Annotated in this window: 10 protein-coding genes and 1 pseudogene; 1 reads left to right on the top strand and 10 read right to left on the bottom strand. The window is 54.7% G+C overall.

Features of this window, described 5'->3' with window-relative positions:
- Nucleotides 1–101 precede the first annotated feature (101 nt).
- The 3 genes and pseudogenes from H7A81_RS11035 to dalD form a co-directional block, all read right to left on the bottom strand.
- Nucleotides 102–1196 (bottom strand): annotated as a pseudogene (locus H7A81_RS11035) (MFS transporter); the annotation flags it as partial.
- A gap of 27 nt (nt 1197–1223) precedes the next feature.
- A complete protein-coding gene (gene xylB / locus H7A81_RS11030) occupies nt 1224–2693 on the bottom strand; it encodes a xylulokinase (RefSeq protein WP_182057500.1) in 1470 nt (489 codons plus the stop codon).
- A gap of 2 nt (nt 2694–2695) precedes the next feature.
- Nucleotides 2696–4084, bottom strand: a complete 1389-nt coding sequence (gene dalD / locus H7A81_RS11025; protein ID WP_182057499.1) for a D-arabinitol 4-dehydrogenase — start codon at nt 4082–4084, stop codon at nt 2696–2698.
- Nucleotides 4085–4278: 194 nt separating this feature from the next.
- Between dalD and H7A81_RS11020 the strand changes: the two genes are divergently transcribed.
- On the top strand, nt 4279–5226 hold the full coding sequence (locus H7A81_RS11020) for a sugar-binding transcriptional regulator (protein ID WP_160833453.1): 948 nt from the start codon (nt 4279–4281) through the stop codon (nt 5224–5226).
- 141 nt (nt 5227–5367) lie between these two features.
- Here H7A81_RS11020 and hisP read toward each other — a convergent pair whose 3' ends face one another.
- The 7 genes from hisP to cvpA form a co-directional block, all read right to left on the bottom strand.
- Nucleotides 5368–6141, bottom strand: a complete 774-nt coding sequence (gene hisP, locus H7A81_RS11015; RefSeq protein WP_038645703.1) for a histidine ABC transporter ATP-binding protein HisP — start codon at nt 6139–6141, stop codon at nt 5368–5370.
- Between the two features lie 8 nt (nt 6142–6149).
- Nucleotides 6150–6866: an ABC transporter permease gene (locus H7A81_RS11010; protein ID WP_034825106.1), complete on the bottom strand. Its 717-nt coding sequence runs from the start codon at nt 6864–6866 to the stop codon at nt 6150–6152.
- Nucleotides 6863–7549 carry a histidine ABC transporter permease HisQ gene (locus H7A81_RS11005; RefSeq protein WP_038645701.1) on the bottom strand — a complete coding sequence of 229 codons (687 nt, stop codon included), beginning with the start codon at nt 7547–7549 and terminating at the stop codon, nt 6863–6865. The genes H7A81_RS11010 and H7A81_RS11005 overlap by 4 nt, the downstream gene beginning before the upstream one ends.
- A 192-nt stretch (nt 7550–7741) precedes the next feature.
- A complete protein-coding gene (argT, locus tag H7A81_RS11000) occupies nt 7742–8524 on the bottom strand; it encodes a lysine/arginine/ornithine ABC transporter substrate-binding protein ArgT (protein ID WP_034825110.1) in 783 nt (260 codons plus the stop codon).
- Nucleotides 8525–8799: 275 nt separating this feature from the next.
- Entirely contained in the window at nt 8800–9369 is a 570-nt protein-coding gene (locus tag H7A81_RS10995; protein ID WP_182057498.1) for a UbiX family flavin prenyltransferase, read from the bottom strand.
- Nucleotides 9370–9484: 115 nt separating this feature from the next.
- Nucleotides 9485–11002: an amidophosphoribosyltransferase gene (purF, locus tag H7A81_RS10990; RefSeq protein WP_034825114.1), complete on the bottom strand. Its 1518-nt coding sequence runs from the start codon at nt 11000–11002 to the stop codon at nt 9485–9487.
- 36 nt (nt 11003–11038) lie between these two features.
- On the bottom strand, nt 11039–11524 hold the full coding sequence (gene cvpA / locus H7A81_RS10985) for a colicin V production protein (protein ID WP_034825265.1): 486 nt from the start codon (nt 11522–11524) through the stop codon (nt 11039–11041).
- Nucleotides 11525–11631: the final 107 nt, after the last annotated feature.

The raw sequence follows: 11631 nt of genomic DNA, 5'->3' as shown, positions 1-11631 counted from the left end.
GCGGATAAGTTTTGACTTTTACATATTTTTTTTTTTATGAAGAAGAAGCCGGATGACAATTTTTCTTAATGTTACGGGTTTTCAGCCGTGTGCTCTCCTGTGTTCAGGCCCGCCGACAGGTTGTAGATCGAGACGGCGGCACCTTTATGATGCGGTTCCAGCGTTGGAAATACCGCCGTCATCGGTACAAATGCCGCCACAAAGATCCCCAGCATCACTGCCGGAATCAGCGCCACCCAGAAGTTGTGACCGACATACAGCGGCAGGTAATAAAACATCAGACTGGAAATCGCCATTCCCAGGCAACCAAACCAGCGCACCTGACTGATCCAGCCTAGCTTCTCACCGGTGATGCCCCAGAAGATGTTGGTGAAAATGGTGACAAAGAAGAACACCGCCCAGATCTGCAGCCATTCAGAGATAGTGAAGCCGAGACGATCGACAAACAGCAGTGGCATGATGATGGCAAAACCAAACAGCGACAGCGTGTTGATAATGCGAATCAGGCAGGCATAAAACACGTGCTGATTTGTGAACAGGATGGTCACGGCCCGCGACATCTCGGTCATTTTGTCACGCATCGGCAAATTCACACGTGAGCGATCCACCGGCACGTTGCGCAGACTGAAGTACGCCAGAATTCCACCACAGGCCACCCAGATAATCGCCAGCCACAGCGTCCCGGTTTCCCCCAGCATCGGGATGGTCAGGCTTGGCAAATAGCTGCCGACCACGCCGATGCCGACGGAATACATTGCCCAGAACCAGCCGGTAGCTGCTGCCAGTTTCTCACGTGGCAAGACCTGCACCAGCATCATCATGAACGAGTAGATAAACAGCGGATAAGCCAGCCCGCGGATGCCGTAGAACAGCACCATCAGCGGATAGTTGCGCAGACCAAGCCCCAGCGACATAAACAGCGCATGCATCACGATCCACAGCAAAAAGCCAATCATCATCGCGCGCTGCGGGGTGATCAGCTCAGCCACCACGCCCGACGCCCAGGCCGCCAGCGCCGCCGCTAAACCATAGAAAGTAAACACCACCGCAGATTGCGCAGGTGTAAAGCCCATGTCGGTGATATGGCGCGACAGAAACGCCATTTCAAAGCCATCACCCGCCATGAAAATCGCGATAGCGAGGAAGCCCCAGAACATCTTTTTCGGTAAGCCAAACCAGTATTCGTTCGATTGCATCACCATCACCTTCTGTTTGGTAAGCCGTTATGCAGGCAGCAAGCTGCGCACCTGTTGTTGTTGGATGTAGAGTTCGCGGAACAGACGCAGCCGCTGTTGCAGCACCGCACCGCGTGTCACGTCCGGTTGGTAGCGCGCCTGTATCGCCGGTTTCAGACACACCTCATGCTCAAGACCGCCATCCGCCAGCCACGCTAAACGCGCGGCGCCCAGCGCACCGGATGCGCTGGCCGGGTGGGTGACGATAGGCAGTTGCAGCACATCGGCAATCAGCTGTGCCCACAGCGTGCTACGCGCACCACCGCCGGTCAGGCTGCATTGCTGAATGTGATGCTGAGCGTCACCGAGCACGGCTAACCCATCCGCCAGCCCAAATGCCACACCTTCGATCACCGCATAGCCCAGCAAGGCACGCGGCGTTTCGTGGCGTAGATTGAAGAAAGAACCGGAGGCGTCAGGATCGTTATGCGGTGTACGCTCGCCTGACAGATAAGGCAGGAACACCGGTGCGCGGCGCAGTTGTTCATCGCTGAGCTGTGCCATCTCCTCCATCAACTGGCTTTCGCTTACCGACAGCAGATTGCACAGCCAGCGCAGACAACTGGCGGCGCTGAGCATCACACTCATCTGATGCCAGCGGCCCGGTAACGCATGGCAGAAGGCATGCACCCCAGATTGCGGATCGGCCTGTAAGCGATCGTTCACCACGAAGATCACGCCGGACGTGCCCAATGAGATAAAGGCATCACCGGGATTGACCGCACCCACACCGACCGCTGAAGCGGCATTGTCACCTCCACCACCGGCCACCGTCACCGAAGTGGATAAGCCCCACTCGCTCGCGAGTGCCGCTTGCAAGTGGCCACTCACCGCGCTGCCTTCTACCAGCTCAGGCATCTGCGCGCGCGTCAGGCCCGTTATTCCCAGCAGTTCATCAGACCAATCACGCTGCGCCACATCCAGCCACAACGTGCCGGCAGCATCGGAAGGTTCACTGACAAAGCGCCCGGTAAGACGCCAGCGCAGGTAATCTTTTGGCAGCAAAACCTTATCGATGCGGCTGAAGATTGCCGGCTCATGCTCTGCCACCCAGCGCAGTTTCGGCGCGGTGAAGCCGGGCATGATCATGTTGCCGCTGATCGCCATCATCTGCGGATAGCATTTACGCAGCACATCACACTGCGGCGCACTGCGCGTGTCGTTCCACAAGATGCATGGACGCAACACCTTGCCGTCCGCATCCAGCAGCACAGCGCCATGCATCTGACCGGATAAGCCGATGGCACGGATCGCGGCCCACGCATCAGGGGATTGATGACGTAATGCCGCCAGCACTTCAGTGCAGGCTTGCCACCAGCGTTCGGGATCCTGTTCTGCCCAGTGGGGATGTGGGCGCTGCACAGCCAGCGTGGCGTGCTGAGACGCCACAATCTCGCCGTGTGTATTAACGATCAGCGCTTTAAGTTCTGAGGTGCCGATATCGATGCCGAGATACATGATTACACCGCCGCCAGTTCTGGCTGTTTCAGCCACTGCTGCAAACTCTCAACACGACGGGTCACCAGCGCGTGAAACGCCTTATCGTTGGCCAGTTCCGCAAACAGCGCGTTATCACTCAGGAAGGCCTTCAGCGGATCGGCACTGGCGAACTGGTTACGCAGCGCATCGGCCTGTAGCGCACCATCCTGATAGGAATACGGCAGATCGTCATTGGCCCAGCGCTGCATAAACAGGAAGAACAGCGCCGGAATCACTGCCGTTGCATTGGGCTGCGCACCACGCTGGTAGCACTCCTGCAGGGTTGGCGTCACCATGCCGGGAATTTTTGACAGACCATCGGCACCCACGCGCTGGTTGGTGTCTTTGATGTATGGGTTGCTAAAGCGAGCCAGCACCACGTCGCGGTAATCGGCTAAATCCAGCGGGCTGGGCGACAGGGAGGGAATGACATCCTGAGTGACGTAGTCGTGCGCCAGTTGATAAATCGCCGGATGACGTGTGCTGTCATCGATATAGTTCAAGCCAATCAGCGTGCCCGCCCAGGCAATCGCGGCATGTGTCGCATTGAGGATGCGGATTTTCGCCTCTTCCCACGGCAGCACCGATTCCACCAGCTCAACGCCGACCTTTTCCAGCGCCGGACGCCCGGCAATAAAGTCATCTTCAATCACCCACTGAATAAAGGACTCTGCCATCACCGCTGCCCCATCCTGTTTGCCGGTTGCGGCTTGCACGCGCTCCGCCACATCCGGCGTAGGGCGCGGTGTGATGCGATCGACCATGGTATTCGGTGAAGTGGTCTGCGTGCGCACCCAATCTGCCAGCGCGGTATCGCCTTTGGCGGCAAGGAAGGCGAGGAACCCCTCACGGAAACGCTCGCCGTTATGGCGCAGGTTGTCACAGTTCAGCAGTGTGACCGGCGTGCCACCTTGTGCAACACGCGCTGTCAGGATGCGGCTAAGTGCGCCATAAATAGTGCGGAAGTCGCCACCCAGATCGGCCTTCACGTCTGCCTGATTGAGATCCAATTTAAATTCAGGTGTCAGGTAGTAGCCCGCTTCAGTCACGGTAAAGCCAATTACACGGGTTTGCGGATTGGCCCCCTGCTCAACCAGCGCGCTAATTTCACTGTCCCACGGCAAGATTTTGCGCAGCGAGGTGATGGTTTCGTAATCGCGCTCACCTTCTGGCGTCACGGTTTCCAGCACATATTCGCCATTCTGCGCCGCGAGCTGATTGAGCAACGGCACCGCGTCATTGCGAATATTGCCGAGCGCGATGCTCCAGCTTTCTTCACCCTGCTCGCGCAGTTTATGCAGATACCACGCCTGATGTGCCCGATGGAAAGATCCCGCGCCGATGTGCATCCACACTGATTGATTGGTCATAATCGCCTCAATTAAACATTTGCCACAAGACAGGGCATTTGCCCGATGACAGGTAGCATAGTGTGCGTGGTGAGGATCGTTCTGCGAGCCTTATCACAAATAATACATTTGCTCTTTTTTAGGGCTTTTGCTCAGTTAGTGCTTTTCGTAAAACACGCGCTAAGATGTCGCATCAGTTTTGACGGAACAGCGTGATGAGCAGAGAAGAGAAAAAGCAGGAGCTGGCCGCACGTGCCGCGTGGATGTACTACGTTGCAGGCGTCACGCAGCAAGAGATTGCGCAGGCATTGGGATTATCACGTCAGGTGGCGCAGCGCCTGGTCTCCAGCGCACGCGAGATGGGCATGGTGAGCGTGAAAATCGATCATCCCGTCACGCACTGTTTGCAACTGGCGCGCGAGGTGCAGGAGAAGTTTGGTCTGGATCTGTGCCGCGTGGTGCCGTCGGCCAATCTGAATGATGACGCTATTCAACAAATGCTGGCGGTGGAAGGCGCGGCGGTGATGTCACAGTTCATCAATGAGGAAACGCCGCAGGTGTTTGGCATTGGTTCGGGCAAGACTCTACGCTCAATGATCGATGCATTGCCGTGGGTGGATCGTCCGCAGCATCAGTGCGTTTCGATGATTGGGGCGATTGCACGCGATGATTCCGGTACACGCTACGATGTGCCGTTGAAAATGGCCGAAAAGATGCAGGGCAAATATTTCTTCATTCCTGCGCCGCTGTACGCCGACACACCACAGGATAAAGCGATGTGGGTGCAGCATCAGGTGTATCAGCGCGTCACCGATCGCGCATTGCAGGCGGACGTGGCTTTTGTGGGGATTGGGGAAGTGATGCCGGGTTGTCCGTTAAATGCCGAAGGATTTATCACCGATGCACAGGTTGAGGCACTGAATGCACGCGGCGTGGTGGGCGAAATGCTCGGTCACTTTTTCAATCAGCAAGGTGAGCGCGTGTGGGGCGAAACCGATGAGCTACTGACCAGCGTATTGCTGGAGAGCCAGACACAGCGCAAGATTATTGGTTTTTCCGGCAGCGAGCGTAAGTACCCGGCGATTCGGGCTGCCTTGCAGGGCGGCTGGGTATCGGGACTGGTAACCGATGAAGATACGGCGCTGAGGTTACTGCGAGAGTAAGTTTTCAGCGCCTGCTCAGGAAGCGGGGGCAGATCGTAAAGACGGCATAAACCATCCCTGGGCCTCATCCCGCGCCATCCCTGGCGCGGGATGCTTTACTCCTCTGCCCCCGCTTCCATCGCCTTAACCATCGTGCAAAATTTACTTCAGCGATCCCGAAAGGAACTGCTGCAAACGTGGGCTTTTCGGGTTGCCGAAAAGCTCATCTGGCGAGCCCTGCTCTTCAATCTTGCCCTGATGCAGGAAAATCACGTGATTGGAAACATGACGAGCAAACTCCATCTCATGCGTCACCACCACCATGGTTTTACCCTCTTCAGCCAGTTTCTGCATGATGCGCAGCACTTCGCCGACTAACTCGGGATCCAGCGCAGAAGTCGGTTCATCAAATAACAGCACTTCCGGCTCCATCGCCAGGGCGCGGGCAATGGACACACGCTGCTGCTGACCGCCCGAAAGATGCACCGGATATTTAGCACGCGCACGCTCATCAATGCCGACTTTATCCAGATATTTAATCGCACGCTCACGCGCTTCGGCTTTGCTCAGCCCCAGCACCTGGATTGGCGCTTCGGTGACGTTATCCAGCACCGTCATATGGCTCCACAAATTAAAGTGCTGGAACACCATGGTCAGACGAGTGCGCAGTGAACGCAGCTGCTCTTTGTTGGACACTTTCAGCTGTCCATCGGTATCGCGCACCAGATTGATTTGCTCGTTGTTAACCGAAATGGTGCCTTCGCTCGGCTTTTCGAGGAAGTTAATGCAGCGTAAGAAGGTACTTTTCCCGGAACCGGACGAGCCAATAATGCTGATCACATCGCCGGCGTTCGCCTGCAGTGATACGCCTTTCAAAACTTCATGTTCACCGTAACGCTTGTGCAGTTCGGTAACGCTTAATTTGTTGTCAGCCATAGTGATACTCAATGCGATGAAGAAGGTTTCACGTGCGCCAGGAAGCGGCGTTCCGCCTTGCGGAACAGGCTAATCAGCACGTAAGAGATAATCAGATACAGCACCGCAGCGATGCCAAACGCGGTAAACGGCTGGTAGGTCGCCGAGTTGATATCACGCGCAATTTTCAGCAGATCCGGCACCGTGGCGGTAAATGCCAGCGCGGTGGAGTGCAGCATTAGGATCACTTCATTACTGTAGGCTGGCAGCGCGGTACGCAGCGCCGACGGTAGTATGATGCAGCGATACATTTTAAACGGGGAGAAACCGTAAGCGCGTGCCGCTTCAATTTCGCCATGGGGAACCGCGCGAATGGCCCCGGCAAAAATTTCGGTGGTGTAAGCGCAGGTGTTCAGCGTAAAGGCCAGCAGCGTACAGTTCAGGCCGCTGCGGAAGAAGGCATTCAGCAGCTCCGATCCTTTCACCACTTCCAGCGTATACATGCCGGAATAGAATACCAGCAGCTGGACATACAGCGGCGTACCACGGAAGACATAGGTGAACAGCCAGACGGGCGTTGAGATATAACGATTTGGCGACACACGCGCAATCGCTAGCAACACCGCCATACAACCACCGATCACCACGGAAAGAATCAACAACCACAACGTAATGGCGACGCCGGTAAAACGGTAACCATCGGTCCAGAGCAGCTGTTTCCAATACTCCTGAATAATATCGATCATAGCTCTGCCCTTTTCACACCCACCGTGTAGCGGCGTTCAAGCCACCACAGCACGCCGTTCGACAGCGTGGTAAACACCAGATAAATCACCCCCGCGACGATTGCGAAGTAGAACGGCTGCCAGGTACTTTTACCCGCCAGCTGCGTGGCTTTCACCACGTCTTCCAGCCCCAGCAGCGACACCAACGCTGTGGCTTTGAGAATCACCTGCCAGTTATTGCCAATACCTGGTAACGCAAAACGCATCATCGCCGGGAACAAAATACGACGGAAAGTTTGCGAACCGGTGAAACCGAAAGCGGTAGCCGCTTCAATCTGCCCTTTTGGCACAGCGAGGAAAGCACCCCGGAAGGTTTCGGTGAAATAGGCACCATAGATGAAGCCAAGTGTGATGATACCGGCCACCATCGGATCGATATCAAACTGCGCCATGCCCAGCGCATCAGTGACCGTATTGAGGGCGATTTGCAGACCGTAGAAGATCAGCAACATCAAAACCAGATCAGGTACACCGCGGATTAAGGTGGTGTAGCCTTCAGCAATCATCACCAGCAGGCGACTGCGAGAGAGTTTGGCGCCAGCGCCCATTAAGCCAAGCACTAAGGCAAGCACCACGGAGCTGAGTGCCAGCTCAAGGGTCACCAGGGTGCCTTTTAGGATTACTTCAGAATAGCCATACAGCATGGGTTCGATCCTGTCGTGAGGGAAAATAACAAACGCTGCCCAACTAACGGACAGTCCTGACCAGGATTTGAATCACAGGGTAGATGGCGGCAAGCGTATGAACCCCGGGAGTTTACATAAGTAAGCGCCCGGAGTGAATAGTTATGACCAACCCTGCTGCAAATCAATCATCAAGGTCAGAAAACAGGACAATTAATCGCCGTACACGTTGAAATCAAAGTACTTCTTCGCAATCTTGTCGTAGGTGCCATCTTTACGCATGGCATCGAACGCTTTGTCGATGGCTGCTTTCAGGTCAGCATCATCTTTGCGCAAGCCCATACCGGTACCGACACCAAAGATTTTGTCATCTTTAACCGCTGGACCGGCAAACGCATAGTTTTTGCCCACTGGCTGTTTCAGGAAGCCTTCGCTCGCCTGCACTTCATCCTGGAAAGCCGCATCGATACGACCTGCATCCAGATCCTGATACACCAGATCCTGGTTGGCGTATGGCGTTACAGTAACACCCTTAGGACGCCAGTTTTCGTTCGCGTAGGTTTCCTGAGTGGTGCCCTGCAGCAAACCAATGTTTTTACCTTTCAGCGATTCAATGGTCGGTTGCAGGCTGGAACCTTTCTTCGCCACTAAACGCGCATTGGCGGCGTAAAGTTTTTCAGAGAAGGCGATCTCTTCCTGACGTTTCTCGGTGATGGAGAGAGAAGAGATGATAGCGTCGATCTTCTTCGCTTTCAGCGACGGGATCAGTGCATCAAAATCACTTTCCACATAAGTACATTTGGTCTCGATACGCTTACAGATTTCGTTCGCCAGATCGATGTCAAAGCCGACTAACTGGCCTTGTGCATTCTTGGATTCAAACGGCGGGTAGGTCGGGTCTGTCCCGATGCGCAGCGTTTTTGGTACCGCAGCGAACACGCTCGCAGCGCTGGACATGGCCAGCATCAGGGAAAGAGCCAGAACTCGCTTTTTCATAGGTAACCCTCAAGTGAAGTGCTTATTGTTATATGGTCGTGATGTGTGTTTGCGCTGAATGATTTGCAGGTTTCATGCCAGTTATGCAAAACGGCGAAAGCGTGCTCAGGCGCACTAAATACCGCGCCCTTCAGGGGCGCAAGCACTTAGTTTGTGAGGGAAATATAACAGCGGCGTGAGGAAGAAAAAGCGACATTGTTAACTTTTGGTGCACAAGATGCACGAAGAGTGATCGGGCACGCGAAATTGCACACAGTTAGTGCAAAATTGCACCATTATGCGCCATGCCAACGGGTAAACAGGTCTTGCGGCAGCTCAATATCGAATTGATCAATGACGCGATTGACGGTTTGATCGACCAGATCTTCAATTTTTTGTGGGCGGTGATAAAAAGCGGGCACCGGCGGCATGATCAGTGCGCCCAATTCCGCGGCCGTGGTCATCATGCGTAAATGCCCAAGATGCAGCGGCGTTTCGCGCACGCACAGGACCAGTTTACGCTGCTCCTTCAGCACCACATCGGCGGCGCGCGTCAGCAAACTATCACTGTAGCTGTGCACGATGCCGGAGAGGGTTTTCATTGAACAGGGTAAAATCACCATGCCGAGTGTCTTGAAGGAACCTGATGAGATGCTGGCAGCGATATCACGTACGTCATGCACCACATCAGCTAGTGCTTGCACATCACGCAGGCTGTAATCCGTTTCCAGCGATAACGTCTGACGCGCAGCCGGACTGATCACCAAATGGGTTTCCACATCGGCCAAAGGTTGCAGCACTTGCAACAATCGCACGCCGTATATCACGCCACTGGCGCCGGAAATACCAATGATCAGTCGTTTCATTATTCAGCCCTGCCCGTTCAGATTGCGGCAATGATAGCCGCTCACTGAGCAAAAATACAAAAACAAACAGGGCGGAGTCTCCCCCGCCCTGTTAAAGATGAGCACCACGAGGCGGTTAGCCTTCGTTATGCAGCTCCAGGCCTTCCACTTCGTTCTGACGCTGAATCGCTTTCGCATCGTCATTACGCAGTGACTGCAAATACTCGAGGTACTGCTGGTCGACATCTTTGGTGACGTAAACGCCGTTGAATACCGAGCACTCAAACTGTGCGATATCCGGGTTCTCTTCACGTACTGCTTCGATCAGATCATCGAGGTCCTGGAAGATCAGCGCATCGGCTTTGATCAGCTGACGAATTTCTTCCACTTCACGACCATGCGCGATCAGTTCGGTAGCGCTCGGCATATCGATACCGTAGACGTTCGGGAAACGAATTTCCGGCGCGGCAGACGCCAGGTAAACACGTTTTGCACCGGCTTCGCGCGCCATTTCAATGATCTGCTCAGACGTGGTGCCACGCACGATGGAGTCGTCAACCAGGAGCACGTTCTTATCACGGAACTCAGCACGGTTGGCGTTCAGTTTGCGGCGAATCGCGCTACGACGCATATGCTGGCCTGGCATGATAAAGGTGCGGCCCACATAGCGGTTTTTCACGAAGCCCTGACGATATGGCTTGTCGAGAATACGGGCGATTTCCAGCGCGGCATCCGTGGAGGTTTCCGGGATAGGAATCACCACATCGATATCCAGGTCTTCCCATTCGCGGGCAATTTTCTGACCGAGTTTGGTGCCCATACGCACACGTGCGCTGTAGACCGACACCTTATCAAGGAAGGAGTCTGGACGCGCAAAGTAGACGTATTCGAACAGGCAAGGGTTGGTTTTGGGATTCTCAGCACACTGGCGCGTGGAGAGTTGTCCCTGCTCGGTGATGTACACCGCTTCACCAGGCGCCACATCGCGGATGAACTCGAAGCCTAAAGTATCCAGTGCCACGCTTTCTGACGCCACCATATATTCGGTGCGACCATCAGCAATCACGCGTTTACCCAGCACTAATGGGCGAATCCCGTTAGGATCGCGGAACGCAACTAAACCATGGCCAATAATCATCGAAACCACTGCGTAAGCGCCGCGCACCTGTTGGTGCACTGCCGCTACCGCAGCAAAAATGTTGTCAGCTTCCAGCGGGTCATGCTGGAAACGGTCGAGCTCCTGCGCAAAGATGTTCAGCAGGATTTCAGAATCAGAGGTGGTGTTAACGTGACGGCGACCCACTTCGAACAGATGCTTACGCAGTTCGTGCGCGTTGGTCAGGTTGCCGTTGTGCGCCAGCGTGATGCCATACGGGGAGTTTACGTAGAAAGGCTGCGCTTCAGAAGCGCTGGAACTGCCCGCGGTTGGATAGCGAACATGACCAATCCCGATATTACCCTGCAAACGCTGCATGTGGCGTGCTTCGAAGACATCGCTCACCAGGCCATTCGCTTTACGCAGACGGAAGCAGTTAAGCGCATCGATGGTACAAATGCCGGCGGCATCTTGCCCGCGGTGCTGCAGCACCGTTAACGCGTCATAGATCGACTGGTTTACTGGCATAAAACCGGTGATACCAACAATACCGCACATGTTGTCATTTCCTCATTGGCCGCACTCCCGGTGGCGTTACCGGGGTATAAAACTGGACGTGCTTTTCAGGTAATCGAAAAACCACCTGATGATGTAACTGAACTGGGGAATGAGTTGCGACTGTTGCCAGTCCGGGCTTTTGGAAAAGCCGGTGAATGTATCGAGGAAGAAGAGCATAGCGGAAACAATCAGCACGCCACGCAACGCCCCGAAACAGACCCCCAACACCCTGTCGGTTCCCGACAAGCCGGTTTTTTCCACCAGCGAGCCGATCACATAGTTCACGATGGCACCCACAATCAGAGTGGCAACGAATAACACCGCTATCGCGATGCCGTTGCGAACCAGTTCGTCGTCAAAACCTGTAAACCAGACTGCAAGGTAGGTGTAGTAATGACTGGCGACAAAAAACGCGCATCCCCAGGTAACGAGAGATAAGGCTTCCCGGACAAACCCACGAATCAGGCTGACCAGAGCCGAAAAACCAACTACCGCAATAATGACGTAATCAATCCAGATCATGAACGCTTCCAACCCAGTGCTTATGCACCCCTGCATCCAGTTCGGGGCGCATTCTAACAGAAAAAGAAAACGTTTGCGTAGGGTTTTCCGGTTCTGTATCCATAAAA

This window comes from Pantoea sp. ME81, assembly GCF_903970985.1.
GTDB lineage: Bacteria > Pseudomonadota > Gammaproteobacteria > Enterobacterales > Enterobacteriaceae > Pantoea > Pantoea communis.
The sequence above is the reverse complement of the archived record's forward strand: the minus strand, read 5'-3'. Positions and strand labels throughout refer to the sequence as shown.

What these genes read in the sequence shown, in the direction of transcription:
- purF (WP_034825114.1), bottom strand. Translation starts at nt 11,002, where the DNA reads ATGTGCGGTATTGTTGGTATCACCGGTTTTATGCCAGTAAACCAGTCG.
- H7A81_RS11010 (WP_034825106.1), bottom strand. Translation starts at nt 6,866, where the DNA reads ATGATCGATATTATTCAGGAGTATTGGAAACAGCTGCTCTGGACCGAT.
- H7A81_RS11005 (WP_038645701.1), bottom strand. Translation starts at nt 7,549, where the DNA reads ATGCTGTATGGCTATTCTGAAGTAATCCTAAAAGGCACCCTGGTGACC.
- argT (WP_034825110.1), bottom strand. Translation starts at nt 8,524, where the DNA reads ATGAAAAAGCGAGTTCTGGCTCTTTCCCTGATGCTGGCCATGTCCAGC.
- hisP (WP_038645703.1), bottom strand. Translation starts at nt 6,141, where the DNA reads ATGGCTGACAACAAATTAAGCGTTACCGAACTGCACAAGCGTTACGGT.
- dalD (WP_182057499.1), bottom strand. Translation starts at nt 4,084, where the DNA reads ATGACCAATCAATCAGTGTGGATGCACATCGGCGCGGGATCTTTCCAT.
- cvpA (WP_034825265.1), bottom strand. Translation starts at nt 11,524, where the DNA reads ATGATCTGGATTGATTACGTCATTATTGCGGTAGTTGGTTTTTCGGCT.
- xylB (WP_182057500.1), bottom strand. Translation starts at nt 2,693, where the DNA reads ATGTATCTCGGCATCGATATCGGCACCTCAGAACTTAAAGCGCTGATC.
- H7A81_RS10995 (WP_182057498.1), bottom strand. Translation starts at nt 9,369, where the DNA reads ATGAAACGACTGATCATTGGTATTTCCGGCGCCAGTGGCGTGATATAC.
- H7A81_RS11020 (WP_160833453.1), top strand. Translation starts at nt 4,279, where the DNA reads ATGAGCAGAGAAGAGAAAAAGCAGGAGCTGGCCGCACGTGCCGCGTGG.